Source organism: Clostridium sp. NkU-1 (assembly GCA_001312405.1).
The window spans coordinates 224,226-238,247 of sequence record BBDR01000001.1 but is presented as its reverse complement, the minus strand read 5'-3'; the positions used below and the strand labels follow the sequence as shown (position 1 = coordinate 238,247).

Sequence of the window (14,022 nt, the reverse complement as noted above, 5' to 3'; positions counted from 1 at the left end):
ATTATAGCCTTTGATCGTTTGTGCGTCAATACCATGTTTTACATTCATTTTACGAAAAGTTCCTTTTTCATTTTACATCAATTCTATAAAATGTATTTATAATATGCAGAAAGGAACAGTGACCCAGGCCCATCCGGCTGCGGGAAATCCACGACCCTGTCCATGACAGCAGGGCTTTAAAAAAGGCAGATCGTGGAAACAGAGATCGAAAGCATGATCAACAACAATGGCACCCCGGAAAATGCAGTTGCAAAGATGGCAGAAAGCATCAATACGTCCATGGAAGACTATAATCTTATTAACGACTGGATTTATTTCGAAAGGATAGTGACAGATGAGAACAAAAGTTTGGGCTCACAGAGGCGCTTCCGCTTATGCACCGGAAAATACGCTGGAGGCTTTTGAACTGGCCATCAGGCAGAACGCAGACGGAATAGAACTGGATATACAGATGACAAAGGATGGAAAACTGGCTGTCATACATGATGAGACCATTGACCGTACCTGCAATGGCACCGGTTATGTAAAAGACTTCACCATGGAAGAACTGAAAAGGTTTCATTGCAGCAAAATCCATCCGGAATTTGGCTGCCCAGTCATTCCAGAACTGATAGAGGTATTGGAGCTTGTAAAGCCTTATGATCTTACTGTCAATATCGAGTTAAAGACAGGGGGCTTCCGTTACAGAGGAATTGAGAAGGAAGTATTAAAGCAGGTTAAAAATGCCGGGTTAGAGGAACGGGTCATCTATTCCTCCTTCCATCACCCCAGCCTTGTGAAGGTAAAGAAACTGGATCCCAAAGCATTAACCGGCCTTCTTTTTTCAGACAGTTTCATTAACGTTACAGGATACGCAAAATTACTGGGGGCAGATGCACTTCATCCGTCTCTCAACCTCCTCCGGTCTAAAAAAACTGATCAAGGGGGCGAAAAAAAAGAAAGCTTCTGCTCCATGTCTGGACCGTGGATGACAAATACATGATGAAATACCTTGCAGAGCAGGAGATTGATGCCATAATTACCAATTATCCTGATATTGCAAAAGAAATTATAGATAAGAAAGGAAGATCATATGATACGATTAGTCGCATCTGACATGGATGGAACTCTTTTGAACCGGTATGGAAAGATTTCCTCCTTAAATATCGCCGCCATTGAGGCTCTCAGGCGGAAAAATATCGGTTTTGTAGTCTGCACAGGCAGAAACTTTGAGGATGCTTTCTCCCCCTTAAAGGAAGCCGGAATTTCCTGTGACATCATTTGCATGAACGGCGCTGCCGTTTTTGACAGCTTTGGAAGACAACTGAGAAAGCAGCCGCTGTTAAAAAAAACCAGATAAACCGTATTCTTAACATTTGCCGCCCATTTTCCGTTCTTTATGACTTTATGACAGAAGAGGGAAGCTACACCACCTCCACCATGGAAGACTTTCGGAGAAGCTTTGAGGATAAGATTTTTCTTCCTATGGTTTCCCATGAGCATACCTGCGAGACCATTGCAGCCCGGTTTCGCTTTACAACAGAAGAAGTGCTTCTTGGATCCTCCTGGGAGATTTATAAAATGTCTGTTGTCCATGAAAATCCGGAAGTCTTAAAGCAGATTCGCTGCACCTTGGAAAAAGAAGAAGGAATCTCAATTGCTTCATCAGCCCCCTCCAATCTGGAACTGACTCACATAAGGGCACAAAAGATCAGTCCTGATGGATTATGCGGCAAACGCCAACATCCATTCCAGGGAAATTCTTGCCATTGGAGACAGCGAAAACGACTTATCCATGCTCACCCTTCCTTTAGGGTATACCATTGCCATGGGCAATGCCTCAGAAGTAATAAAACGCAGAGCACGCCTCATAACCAGAAATAACGATGAGGATGGAGTTGCTGCTGCCATAGATGCCCTGATCCTTTCTGATGCAGCCACAGTCTATTGACTCTTTCACCAATCTTAATAAACTATTAAATCTTTTTTTTCTGTATTTTGGCCCCGGACTATGCTATAGTTCTATTCTAGAAAAATATTACGGGAACGATAGCAGATGAATTTGAAAAAAAACGGTCAAAGTACAGATATCAGCCGCCATGTTTATGGCTCTTATGAGTGTGTGCCTTTGCACATATTCCCAATCTTATTCTTCACCCTGGGATAGACTTAATATCATACCGGCAGCAGAAACCGCCTTTCTGGCAAAAGCCGAAATAAAAGAGGAAATCCATGAGGAAACATCGGCAGCGGACGAACCTGCTCCCTTTGTTCCTTCCCTTTCCTCATTTAATCTTGCATTTCTTTATGGAGAAGGTGACAGCCAGGAAAAAAAGCCTGGGAGCAGAAGCAGCGGAAGCCCTTTCACGCAAGGATTCGGATTGGCTGGCTTCCATTTACCAGCTGGCCAATAAAAGCCCTGAACAGGCCGCAGCAAGCCTTGGAGTTCCAACAGCCCAATTAAAAGGGCTTTCCTTCAATAAGATTGATATTACCTTTTATGATGAAAAGGGAAAAATGATTTCGCCTCAGTCCAATATCCAGGAAATCATGGCAATGGCCAATACATATTTTTATTATACCGCACCGGAGGATTACGATGCATTTTTAAGTTATGCCCTTAAGCTGTGGGAAAGCTCTCACAGCTTCCAGTATTCCATCAGTGAGGTCTATGATTGCGGCGGTACCCTGGAAGGGAAAACAGCCCAGCCCCAGCTGGAACGGACAGCCACACCGGCCCAGGCAGAAACGGCTGCTGTTACGGAATCCTCTGCCGCCGGAGAAAGCGCAGGCAATACGGAGGCGCCCCTTCCTTCAAAGGAAATCGGACCTGGTATCGCACTTAGGGAAGCCGCAGCAGCTGCCGCAGAACCCGAAACGGAAGCTCCTGCAGAAACCGAAGCAGCTTTGCCTTCCGTCTGTCCCGGACACGTGGATCTTCACGTGAAAGCAGTGATTGCAGGACTTACAGACCAAAAGAAAGGCTTATTTGCCCTTGATGCCGTTGGAAATGAGCCAAAGGAAGAGGGACTCTGGCAGGGTTGGACGGAGGAGAACAAAACCTATGCTTCTGATCTGGCAAAACAGGACTGGTCAGAATGCTACGGCTTAACCCTTTCCCCTTCATTTATCACCAATCCCCTTTCCTATGAGGAAATTAACAATTATATGAGCCGCCTTCCTGAAAATCTTTCAGAAAACCGAAAAAAAACTGATCCATTATGCCTTGTCCTCAGTAGGAAGAGTTCCTTACTACTGGGGCGGCAAGCCATCATCGGCAGGCTATGAAAAAAAACAATTTCGGGTCCCTTGTATCACCGGATGAAAAAGGCCGTTCCATGAAGGGGCTGGACTGCTCCGGCTGGATCAGCTGGGTATACTGGTCGGCTCTTGGTAAGCGTTTGTCCTGTGAGAGTACAGGAGGCCTGATTTCCTGCGGAACCCCTATCCAGAGAAATGACTTGCAGCCAGGCGATATTCTTTTAAAGACAGGAGATGACGCCCATGTGGTCATGTTCCTCTGTTGGGAAAGCAACGGAAATATGACGGTGATCCACGAATCCAGCGCATTGGTCAATAATGTAACGGTTACAACAATGGATGCAGACTGGCCCTACTGCAGAAAGCTGATTGACTGATAAAATTAAGAGAAAAGCAAGAAATTACAGCCTGGTTTCTGATAGAATAGATAGGATCTGCCAAAGAAAATATTGGAAAGGATTGATTATTCGGTCATGGATTATGAGGATGAATTAGACCGCATGCGGGCCCGCAAAAAGCGGGAGGGCAGCAAAAAAAGCGGGGAGCGCAGACAGGGCGCGCCCGGCAGAAAAAAAGCACGGAGCGCATACGGTAAAAGGGGACAGGACTTATTATAGTACAGGTGATGGAAGGAATCCGCGTGTCCGTTATAATGGGCCGCAAAATAACGCCAATCGGAAGGCAAATAAAAAACGGAAGCGCAAACACAAGCAGAGGGTGATTTTTACGGAGCTTGTAATTTTGGCTCTGGTGCTGCTGGCCGGGTTTTTTATATTGAAGCAGCGTACCCATCAGAAAGGATTTTGGACCATTGCAGTTTTTGGCGTGGATGCGAGAGACGGCAGGCTGGAAAAGGGCTCCTTATCTGACGTGGAAATGATCTGCAACATTGATAAAGCTACCGGCGAGATCAAACTGGTATCCGTTTACAGAGATACATATTTAAAGATCAACAGCAAAGAAACGTATCACAAGATTAACGAGGCTTATTTTAAAGGCGGCCATAAACAGGCAGTCGACGCATTAAATGAGAATCTGGATCTTAACATAGATGATTACGCCACATTTAACTGGAAGGCCGTTGCTGATGCCATTAACATTTTAGGCGGGGTAGATCTGGAAATTACGGATTCAGAATTCGCCTATATCAACGGTTTTATAACTGAAACCGTTAATTCCACCGGAATCGGCTCTTATCAGTTAAAAAAAAGCCGGGATGAACCATTTGGATGGAGTACAAGCTGTGGCTTATGCCAGACTCCGTCTCATGGATACGGATTTTAACCGGACAGAGCGGCAGCGCAAGGTAATAAGTCTTGCAATGGAGAAGGCAAAAAAAGGCTGATTTTAGTACACTAAGCACCCTGGTTTCTACTGTATTCCCACAGATATCCACCAGCATTGGCATGAATGATGTTCTGTCCATTGCCAAGGGAATCAATAAATACCACATAGGAGAAACAAACGGTTTCCCATTTTCACGTACTACAATGAAGATCGGAAGAATGGATTGTGTTATCCCTACTACATTGGAAAGCAACGTCATCCAGCTCCACCAGTTTCTTTATAATCAGGAGAATTATTCTCCGTCTTCAACTGTAAAAAAAAGATCAGCGACAAGATCGCCCAGGAAAGCGGCCTTAAGGAGCCTGGAAAGAATGCTCCGGCCGGGGGAAGTTCAGGCGGCAAGAAAAAGGGGGATTCTTCTTCAAGAGATACCGCTCCTGTACAAACGGAGGCTCCTACAGAGGAAAGCGTGAAAGAGACTACAGCTGAAAATACGAAAGAAACAGTTCCAGAGACAACAGAGCAGGAGCGTACAGAAGCCCCCACCAACGACGACGGAAGCCTGATTGGACCTGGGGCCAATATAAAGGAAACCAAGGAAGAGAAGAAACCGGAGAAAGAAACAGAAAAGGAAACAAAACCGGAAAAAGAAACCATGGAAATTCCGGAAGTACAGGAAGGTCCTGGAGCTGACGGAGAGATCGGTCCCGGAGTATAGGAAAAAGGGCAGGGCAGCTTCAAAGGTTTTTATGGATATGGATTTATAATGAAAAAGAGATCAGGACCATCCGAGCTTATGGGTGGCCTGACCTCTTTTTTGATGAATAACATATATCTTCAATGCTTTCTACCGATTATTTGCCCCTACTTTAATATCTAAGATATCCAGGAAAAACATGAACAGTGGAATACCAAAAAGCAGTCCCCAGACTCCAATATAATGTTCGCTGATCATTAGAATAATAAATACTAAAAATACCGGGATCTTTGTTTTGGCAGACATTAATTTTGGATTTAACACATAAGTTTCCAAAGAATGGAGAACAACAATCATCGCAATAACTTCCAGGATTTTTATGGTGCCCCCGATGTTAAATGCAATAATTGTAAGTGGGACCATGGAAATAATCACCCCGGCAACGGGAATCAGGCCCAGAATAAAAATCATGGCTCCAAGCCCTAATGTCTGCGGAAATCCCATAATAGTCAGGGCTAACACAGAAAGAAAGGAATTAATGAATGCAATTACAATCTGCAATTCAATTACTTTTCCGAAAGAATTTAAAAACTTTTTACCGTAGAATGTGAAGTATTCATACAGGAAAGAAACTTAGATTTATTACGGGAAAAATACCCAAGGCTATCAAAACTGCCGTAATGACAACTTATTAAAAGCATAGATTGAACACCAAACAAGAAACTAACAAAGTTAGTCATCTTGTCCAATGTTCAATCTATGCTTTTTCCTATATAGTCCCGCTCAGAATGATTGCCAGTGCGACAGGAATATCATCAGGATTCAAGATAGCTCCTGATATCCTTTGTTTCATGATCTTCGTATTTAACGATATTCCCTTCCCAGGTTCTCAGCTGAACATAGCCTGGCCCCCGGGATACAATGTAATTGGGGAAGATAGGAGTTTTCCCCAATCCCTTGGGAGCGTTTACTATAAATGTGGGAATCGCCATGCCCGAAGTATAGCCCCGTAAATATTCCATGATCTCTATGCCGTCTTCAATGGATGTGTTAAAATGGGCGGTTCCCTGAACATGTTTTGCATGAAAGATGTAATAAGGTCTTACTCTGCATTTGAGCAGCTCATGATTGAGCACCCGCATAATGTACTTATCATTATTAATTCCATTTAACAGCACGGCCTGATTTCCCAGAACGATCCCGGAATCAGCCAGTTTTTCACATGCCGCTTTTGACTCTTTCGTAATTTCTATGGGATGATTGAAATGAGTGTTTATATAAATCGGATGATATTTTTTCAGCATGGAGCATAATTGATCTGTTATCCTTTGAGGCATGGTTACCAGGCTTCTGGTACCCAGGCGGATAAAATCAATATGGGGTATCTCTTTCAGCTGCTTTATCAGCCACTCAAGGTCCTCATCAGAAAGACACAGCGTCCCCGCCAGTGATCAGCACATCCCTGATTTCCTCATTTTCTCTTATATAATCAATGGACTCCTGGATCAAATTACGGGATTTATGGACATCTTCCTCTCCGATATTCCTTCTTCTCTGACAGTGCCTGCAATACATGGCACACTCATTAGTCACATTTATAATCAACCTGTCTGGATACCGTCTTGTAATGCAGCCTGCCGGATTTGTGAATTCTTCACCCATAGGGTCAAGATCCGTGCAGGAATCATCCAATTCTTTATAGGTTGGAATGGATAATAACCGTATCGGATCATACCTGTCATCTGGATCTGCCAGACTTAAATAATAGGGAGAAACCGCCCACCTGAACTTTTTCTCAACTTTTTTTAATGCGCATTTTTTCTTTTTCACTTAAGACAATGATTTTACTTAAGGTCTCAACATCCGTTATCTTATGGGTTAACTGCCACTGATAATCATTCCAGTTTTCTTCTGTGGCATCCAGTACCTCTAATATTTTGGTTTTCCTTTTAATGAATTCTTTCTCCAGGTCCATTCCCTTTGGAATCCCCTTTCGGGCTTCTAAAAAAATCTTCAATTCTCCCCTTTAATTCCTCTGTTCTTTCAATTGACACCTGCCGCTTTTTGCTTTTTCCCATTTAATCTCTCCTTACATATTTTATTCACTCCATAAGAAACAAACTTTCTATGGAGATTTTTGCAGCGAAAAACGAAAGCTTCTCTACTTTTACGAAACTATCAGAAGTTTATTCAAATTTTATTTTAAAAGTTCTTATATGGGATGATTGGACAATACATCTTCCAAGGTCTTCCAGCAAACCTGTGGTTTTATCTGCCAGGCAGCCTGCAACGGGCCTTGCTTGCTGGAAAATGAAACGTTACTGGTTATTTATAAATTTAAGATATGATGATGGATTATAATGTCAGATCAGGGAAATCATACTGAAAATATTTAACAATATGATTCCCATATAATTCCTGTTTATTTGTTTGTTATTTTAACTGGTTCAAAGCAACAACTCAATTATAACAGTAAAGTTGTTGCTTCGTCAACCGCATGAAAAAAACAATTCTATAAAACTCAATAGTTATCATAATATTTCAGATTAAAACAATTATTGAATGTTGAGAAAGAGAATTAAGCCAGATAAATTTGTGACTACCAATTTATCTGTGTCCCCCCTGTCCTGAATGGTTGATACCAGCTTCCGGTCTTATTAAGTATGAATTTTCCCTCTCTTTGAACAGGATATACTTCATTTGTATGATACAAATTAAATGAATAAATTCGTTTATTAAAATATTTGTCTTTTCCGCAAATAATACATCTTTTACAAAAATAATATAAAATTAAATTTATTATTGTTAAAAATATTAAAATATTACAATTATTTCAAAAATAGTTCATTTATTATTTTCAAAAGGTTCCATATAATTAAATAAATTTTTTATATTATATTCTTGACTGTTTTTATGTTACATGTACATTTCTGTGATAACAGGCGGAAAATCAGGAAGATTCCATAAGCAAAATGATATTACTTTAAAAACCTGAGTTCACGGATAATTTACCAGCAGGTTCAAGACCATTAATATAACTATTAAAAAAAGGAGGAGTTTGTGTGAAGCAAAAGATTAGGAACAAATGGAAGCGTGTAACAAGCATGTGTCTGGCAATGCAGATGATTATAACAGTTCCAGCTGCCGGACAGACGTTACCGGTAATATCCGGATCAAAATTATTAAACACAGGAAATTACGCTGCGTCCATTAATCCTACAGTGGGAGGGGGAAGTTTGTCACTATCAAAAAGCAGTGATACGGCTTCGCAATGGAACACCATGAATGAAGCACTGATACCTGGAACAACCATGTTCTGGGAAGGGGAAAACAGTTTTCGGGGGGCTGAAATCACAACAGAAATGTCAATGCAGTCACTTTCAAAAACCTACGGTGTACAAGGAGTAAAGCTGGGGAAAGAGGTTCATGGTGTAAAGTCATGGTTTTTATTCGGCAGCGAAATCCTTTGTGCCGGAGCAGGCATCCAGGCACAAACAAAAAACAGGGGGCAAATCATAACCATTGTAGATAATATTCCGGTTACAAAGGATACAAAGCTGGCATTGACAAATCCCAGCAACGGATACCGGAATGTACTGAAAGCAAGTACAAATGGAGTATGGAGTCCCCTCATCAATAAACCGACAAAAGGGGACCATGCCCAGAGAAACTGGCTCAGCGCGTCTGCCTTGGCCGATAATAAGCTGGAATGGTCCTACGTATTTGGAGACGGGGAGACCGGATCCCATCTGTCTGCCTCTAACGTATACTATCGGCTGAACACGAAAGAGTCTGATACCGCTCAGTTAGCCGAGTTTTTTATTGCTCCCGGGGAGAGCTACCAGTATACCATGGTTGCAGGTAAAACAACCGCTGATTATCCAAATTTAAGCCTGTACAGAACGGATTCAAAGCTTCTCATAAATACGCCGCAGATACAGGCTGCTTCCAACGTGGGAGAGGGGATTGTATCTGTAAACAAGTGGTCCTCCGGCAGCATCCGGCTGGATAATCAGGTAGTGCCTTTAACAATGAATGAGTGTATGGCACTTACCGTAAAAAAAGATCCTTCTACTGGTAACATAACGCTAAGCATAGCAAAGCCGGAAAACCAAAACAATGGTTATCTGGAAGTAACACTGGAAACCCGTGGAACAGGTATCCTAACAAATTCAAATCCCATGGCATTAGCAGAATCTGCCTTTGATTCAAAAATCTTCCTTAAATTCGATGCTTCCAAAATGGGAACAAAGCCTGTGGACCTGACGATTGAAGGAAAGGCGGCTGAAGCAATAACTGGAGATGAGATTGTTTTGGTGAGAGGAGAAGAGGGCCGGATTGAGAAACCGGCTGAAATGTCCGGCAGCATTCATTGGGAAGTTAAAATACCCAGGGCCGACGGGAACTATGTACGCAATGCAGGCAGCAGTAAAATCAAAAGAGAATTGCTGGAAGGAGAAACAGATGGAACCAGAAAAGCCGGAGATACGGATGGTAGCCACATTGCTTCTGTCAGAAAGCTTTCCGGTGAAGGTGCACTGCTGACGGCAAATGAAAAGGGAGCTGTCACAGTATTGGCCACTGATGAAAACGGCAAACAAAAAAAAGTGGAACGTAACAGTCCTTTATGAGGATCCGGCAAATCTGCCTCAGGCAGGACCGGAAGATTACGAAATAATCCGCAGACGATGGAAGGATTCCCTCATCGGAAATGATCTGACTGAACTTGATGGAGGCAGAGAGATCCTTGACGACATTCAGGCTCAGGCAAAATCCGCCTGGGAAACATATGCTTATAAAGGACAGGATTCCTGTGCCGGGATCCCCTGGCTGCAGGATGAAGGAGCTGCCGGAAACCCGGACATTCCCTTTGAGAATGATGCGGTAGAGTTTCGTCCGGCTTTTAAAAAAAATGCTGGCAATGGCAAAGGCATATGCAGCAAAAGGTAACCTTTACTACCAAAATGATGAGCTGTTAAAGGACATGAAGCAGATCATGAACTACCTGTGCTCCCGCTGCTACTCACCAAAGACCCAGACAGATAACTGGTGGACGTGGGAAATCGGCATCCCCAAAGACTTAATTCCCATATTGGTCCTTTTATATGATCACCTGACAGAGGAAGAAATCAGCCTTTATACCCAGGGGCTATATTTCTTTCAGCTGGATCCTTATCATGAAGCATCATTGGAACCGGAAGTACCATGCCCAGGGATACCGGACGGCTCAGGGGGCTAATATTATTGACTGTTCCAGGATCGCCTTAGGACTGGGAATTCTCAGGGAAGATAATGAGCTTGTCCACCTGGCTCAAAAAGCTTCTTCGGAGACTTTCATAATCCAGAGTTTGAAAGACAGTACCAAAATTGCGGATCAGGGCTATACCAGCGGTTTTTATGCAGATGGTTCCTATCTTGACCATTCCCATGTGCCGTATTTAGGATCTTATGGAATCGAATTTATTAAAGGCGGGGCAGGAATGCCGCCGCTATTTGCCGGAACTCCATGGGAATATCCCAGAGAAGTGCAGGAAAATCTGGAATTCTACTTGAAAGAAGGATTTTTAAATGGAATGTATGACGGTCTGATGCTGGATTCTCTGAAAGGACGTTCTGTATCCAGGCCTGCCGGCAGTAACCGGGATGCAGGAAGAGAAGCAATGGTTCTTATGATCCAGCTTATGGACTCAGTTTCCCTTGATGTGCAGGAAGAATTAAAAAGTTCACTAAAAGCCTGGATGGAAATTGATCCTGGTTTTATAGATACCTTATCCGGAGCAGAGTATATAATAATAAAGGAAAAAGCCCTGGAGATTCTGGGAGATGATTCTATTACTAATTCCATTGCTCCGATACATAAAAATCTTCCTCTCATGGACCGGGCGATTCACCGGACCGACAAGTTCCTGATGGCACTTTCCATGTATTCCGAACGTATTCAGAATACGGAAATCATGAATCATGAAAACCGCTATGGCTGGCATCAGGGAAGCGGTATGACCTACTTATACAATCAGGATACCATGCAGTATACGGAAAATTTCTGGAATACTGTAAATCCCCTCCGATTGGCGGGAACGACCCTTGTTTCCAAGAATATCGGTAATGGGCAGCCGGATAGCTCAGGCTTTGCCCAGGGCGGAGATTTCCGTTCAAGAGAATCCTGGGTCGGAGGCAGTTCCATAGACAATGACGGAATTAACGGAATGTCATTAACAGGAGAAGTCCGGGTTAAGGAAGGAGAGGGTTCTCCTGCCGTGACATATTCTCCTCATCTGTCAGCAAAGAAATCCTGGTTTATGTTTGGAGAACAGATCGTATGCCTTGGCGCCGGCATTTCTAATTCCGGTGAAGAATATCCGGTGGAAAGCATTATTGAAAACAGGCGTCTGAGGCAGGAAGGTGACAATGCCCTGATCATCAATGGAGAGAAAAAAAGTTCTTATGACGGAGTCGCATCCTTAGAAGATATTGTAGACGGAAACGTGGATGTGTCAGGAACAATGCTTTCTGATGTTTCCTGGGCCCATTTGGAGGGCAATACAGCCGGAAGTGATATCGGTTATTATTTCCCTGCCGGTTCCCAGACCATATCAGTGCGAAAAGCAAGGAATGCCGGAGACTGGTCACTGGTCGGAACATCAAATGGAAAATCGGAAGAGAACTATCTCGAAATGTGGTTTGACCATGGAAAAAATCCTGAAAATGCCGCTTATGAGTATATTCTTCTTCCAGGGCTGACTTTAGAAAAAACCGAGCAGTATTCCAGGGAACCACAAATCACAGTCCTGTCAAACACTCCTCAGATGCAGGCGGTCTACAGCAGATCTGAAAATATACTTGGAGCCAATATCTGGACAGATGCTGCTGCGAAAATCGGAGATTTATCCATCAAAGGTGCCGCCTCTTTGATGGCAAAAGAAGATGAGAATGGAATTCTGACTGTCTCTGCCTCTGATCCAACGATGAAAAATACAGGTACTATTGTGGTTGAAATTAATAAACCTGTGACAGAAATTCTTTCATCAGACAAGAATGTAAAAGCAGAACTGACAGAATACGGAGCAAAACTTACCATTCAGACGAAAGGAACCAACGGTTCCAGCTCTTATGCAACAATGCAGCTGGCTGCTTCCCTGTATCCGCAGGCCATTACCCTGGCTCCCGGACAAAGCATGTCCTTTGCAGTCAATGATTATACCAATAATGCAGGGAATATTTCCTGGAAAGTAACAGGAGAAAAGCCTCTGGAATCAGGCACCGGCATCGATGAAAAAGGCTGTCTTGATATTGATGATTGCGAAGAGAACAGCCGGTTAAAAGTGACTGCTGAGCTGGAAAATGGAATAAATCTTCAGGCCTTTGTCTCTTTAGGCGGAAAAGTGGAGTCAGAATTACCGAAAAACATTCAAAAAGTCCAGTCTCTTATTGAAAATGCGGTAACAGAGGCATTAACCAGCGATGATTACAGTGATTACAAGGTACAGAAAGCCATCCGGTCGGCAGTCAATTCCTTAACAGCAGTCTCAAATGAGGAATTGGCAAAGTATATGATGGATCAACTAATCACATTAGAAGAACTGTATAAGGCTTCGATGGCAGCAAATGACTGTATGATAGACAGCAGGTGGATTCCTCAGAGACAGAAATTACTGGTATTCAGATTGCAGGTGCTGCGTTAAGCATACCCATTAAAATCACAGGAAACAGTGCAACTCCCTCCAATGCAGCCAGAGCGACCGACTCCAATGCAAGCAAGGCATCCCCCTCATTCGCTTTCAGGATCTTTGAAGATGAGGAGGATGAACCGGAGTTCCGTACGGCAGTTTTGTCAGTCACAGACTATAATGGATCGGAAACAGAAGAAGAATTCCGAAAGTCCTTTGGGCTTCAGCTTCAGCTGGAGGATAGGTATGGAAATAAACGGCCCCTTTCGCTAAATGCTCCTGTGAAAGTGTGGATGGACATTCCAGATCAGGGAAAGGGCAGTAGTTCCATTACTGCGGCATTTAAGGGGCTGGATGGCAAGACCAGACACTTGCCCGTATCTGTGGATTATAAAATGGATAGGATTTCTTTTGTGTTGACGGATAACGGAACAGTGAACTTAATAACGGATGGCACTGCAGTAGAAGAAGAACACTTTCTAGTTTCCATCGATGACAGTCTGGAAGGCGGCAGCATTACTGCAAATCTCTCAGAAGGAAAAAAAGGGAACAAAGGTGATTGTGAAGGCCGTTCCTGATATTGGATATCGTTTGAAACACATATCTGTTAATGGAAAAACAGTGTCGCCGGACAAAACCGGGAAATATGAGTTTCTGCTTCAGCAGGATACTTATATCACAGGTGAATTCCGGAAAACAAATCTGGATGGAGAGGGAAGCTCTGAACTGGCCACAGTTAGTTCTGTCTGGAAAAAAGCGAACGGAAAGTGGTACTATTTCAATGACAAGGGCAATATGGCAACAGGCTGGCTCCTAATCGATGGACAATGGTATTGGCTCAGTTCAGATGGTGCCATGCAGACCGGCTGGGTCTTTGATCAGATGGACAGCTGCTGGTATTACCTGGATCCCTCCGGAGCTATGGCAGAGGGATGGAATTTCTTAGATGGGAAATGGTATTATTTAACCACAAATGCAGAAGGCTCATCCGGCTGGACGCTGAATCAGGAGAAATGGGAATATAAAAAGCCGGAAGGTCACTCCCGCCCGCGCGGATCGTTATACATGAACGATGTGACTCCAGATGGCAGGCTGGTTGACAGCAATGGAGTATGGATTCAATGATTGAAC

17 protein-coding genes and 3 pseudogenes are annotated in these 14,022 nt (G+C 43.3%); 18 read left to right on the top strand and 2 right to left on the bottom strand.

The window, feature by feature from the left end; translation table 11 throughout:
* The first annotated feature begins 334 nt into the window (after positions 1-334).
* The 11 genes and pseudogenes from JCM10519_RS01210 to JCM10519_RS01175 all read left to right on the top strand — a co-directional run bounded on the left by JCM10519_RS01210 (position 335) and on the right by JCM10519_RS01175 (position 5,245).
* Positions 335-982, top strand: coding sequence for a glycerophosphodiester phosphodiesterase family protein (locus tag JCM10519_RS01210; protein WP_347842730.1), 648 nt, complete (start codon positions 335-337; stop codon positions 980-982).
* The gene (locus JCM10519_RS24960; RefSeq protein WP_347842729.1) at positions 979-1,095 is read left to right on the top strand and encodes a hypothetical protein; all 117 of its coding nucleotides are present in this window, start codon (positions 979-981) and stop codon (positions 1,093-1,095) included. Before JCM10519_RS01210 ends, JCM10519_RS24960 begins: the two co-directional genes overlap by 4 nt.
* On the top strand, positions 1,073-1,339 hold the full coding sequence (locus JCM10519_RS01205) for an HAD family hydrolase (RefSeq protein WP_347842728.1): 267 nt from the start codon (positions 1,073-1,075) through the stop codon (positions 1,337-1,339). Before JCM10519_RS24960 ends, JCM10519_RS01205 begins: the two co-directional genes overlap by 23 nt.
* Before the next feature lie 354 nt (positions 1,340-1,693).
* Positions 1,694-1,930, top strand: a pseudogene (locus JCM10519_RS01200) (HAD hydrolase family protein); the annotation flags it as partial.
* A 281-nt stretch (positions 1,931-2,211) separates the two neighbouring features.
* On the top strand, positions 2,212-3,267 hold the full coding sequence (locus JCM10519_RS01195; protein WP_054737730.1) for a hypothetical protein: 1,056 nt from the start codon (positions 2,212-2,214) through the stop codon (positions 3,265-3,267).
* Positions 3,264-3,617, top strand: coding sequence for an NlpC/P60 family protein (locus tag JCM10519_RS01190; RefSeq protein WP_054737729.1), 354 nt, complete (start codon positions 3,264-3,266; stop codon positions 3,615-3,617). Before JCM10519_RS01195 ends, JCM10519_RS01190 begins: the two co-directional genes overlap by 4 nt.
* 72 nt (positions 3,618-3,689) lie before the next feature.
* The gene (locus JCM10519_RS24955) at positions 3,690-3,857 is read left to right on the top strand and encodes a hypothetical protein (protein WP_347842727.1); all 168 of its coding nucleotides are present in this window, start codon (positions 3,690-3,692) and stop codon (positions 3,855-3,857) included.
* A gap of 100 nt (positions 3,858-3,957) precedes the next feature.
* On the top strand, positions 3,958-4,524 hold the full coding sequence (locus JCM10519_RS01185) for an LCP family protein (protein ID WP_054737728.1): 567 nt from the start codon (positions 3,958-3,960) through the stop codon (positions 4,522-4,524).
* Complete coding sequence (locus tag JCM10519_RS24950) at positions 4,508-4,585, top strand: hypothetical protein (protein WP_347842916.1); 78 nt, start codon at positions 4,508-4,510, stop codon at positions 4,583-4,585. The genes JCM10519_RS01185 and JCM10519_RS24950 overlap by 17 nt, the downstream gene beginning before the upstream one ends.
* The gene (locus JCM10519_RS24945) at positions 4,557-5,000 is read left to right on the top strand and encodes a hypothetical protein (RefSeq protein WP_347842942.1); all 444 of its coding nucleotides are present in this window, start codon (positions 4,557-4,559) and stop codon (positions 4,998-5,000) included. The genes JCM10519_RS24950 and JCM10519_RS24945 overlap by 29 nt, the downstream gene beginning before the upstream one ends.
* Positions 4,997-5,245, top strand: a complete 249-nt coding sequence (locus tag JCM10519_RS01175; protein ID WP_054737726.1) for a hypothetical protein — start codon at positions 4,997-4,999, stop codon at positions 5,243-5,245. Before JCM10519_RS24945 ends, JCM10519_RS01175 begins: the two co-directional genes overlap by 4 nt.
* Before the next feature lie 129 nt (positions 5,246-5,374).
* Here the strand turns inward: JCM10519_RS01175 and JCM10519_RS01170 are convergent.
* A pseudogene (locus tag JCM10519_RS01170) lies at positions 5,375-5,857 on the bottom strand (AI-2E family transporter); the annotation flags it as partial.
* A 182-nt stretch (positions 5,858-6,039) separates the two neighbouring features.
* Positions 6,040-7,302 (bottom strand): annotated as a pseudogene (gene eam / locus JCM10519_RS01165) (glutamate 2,3-aminomutase).
* 49 nt (positions 7,303-7,351) lie between these two features.
* On the opposite strand from eam, the gene JCM10519_RS01160 reads away from it, so the two are divergent.
* The 7 genes from JCM10519_RS01160 (at position 7,352) to JCM10519_RS01130 (ending at position 14,016) form a co-directional block, all read left to right on the top strand.
* Positions 7,352-7,585, top strand: a complete 234-nt coding sequence (locus JCM10519_RS01160) for a hypothetical protein (RefSeq protein ID WP_054737725.1) — start codon at positions 7,352-7,354, stop codon at positions 7,583-7,585.
* Between the two features lie 701 nt (positions 7,586-8,286).
* Positions 8,287-9,855 (top strand): polysaccharide lyase family 8 super-sandwich domain-containing protein, encoded by a 1,569-nt coding sequence (locus JCM10519_RS01155; RefSeq protein WP_054737724.1) that lies wholly within the window; start codon positions 8,287-8,289, stop codon positions 9,853-9,855.
* Entirely contained in the window at positions 9,809-10,174 is a 366-nt protein-coding gene (locus JCM10519_RS01150) for a hypothetical protein (RefSeq protein ID WP_054737723.1), read from the top strand. Before JCM10519_RS01155 ends, JCM10519_RS01150 begins: the two co-directional genes overlap by 47 nt.
* Complete coding sequence (locus tag JCM10519_RS01145; protein ID WP_347842726.1) at positions 10,146-10,463, top strand: hypothetical protein; 318 nt, start codon at positions 10,146-10,148, stop codon at positions 10,461-10,463. The genes JCM10519_RS01150 and JCM10519_RS01145 overlap by 29 nt, the downstream gene beginning before the upstream one ends.
* A complete protein-coding gene (locus tag JCM10519_RS01140; protein ID WP_054737721.1) occupies positions 10,402-12,906 on the top strand; it encodes a polysaccharide lyase family 8 super-sandwich domain-containing protein in 2,505 nt (834 codons plus the stop codon). Before JCM10519_RS01145 ends, JCM10519_RS01140 begins: the two co-directional genes overlap by 62 nt.
* Entirely contained in the window at positions 12,852-13,469 is a 618-nt protein-coding gene (locus JCM10519_RS01135) for a hypothetical protein (protein WP_054737720.1), read from the top strand. The genes JCM10519_RS01140 and JCM10519_RS01135 overlap by 55 nt, the downstream gene beginning before the upstream one ends.
* Positions 13,447-14,016 carry a hypothetical protein gene (locus tag JCM10519_RS01130; RefSeq protein ID WP_054737719.1) on the top strand — a complete coding sequence of 190 codons (570 nt, stop codon included), beginning with the start codon at positions 13,447-13,449 and terminating at the stop codon, positions 14,014-14,016. Before JCM10519_RS01135 ends, JCM10519_RS01130 begins: the two co-directional genes overlap by 23 nt.
* Positions 14,017-14,022: the final 6 nt, after the last annotated feature.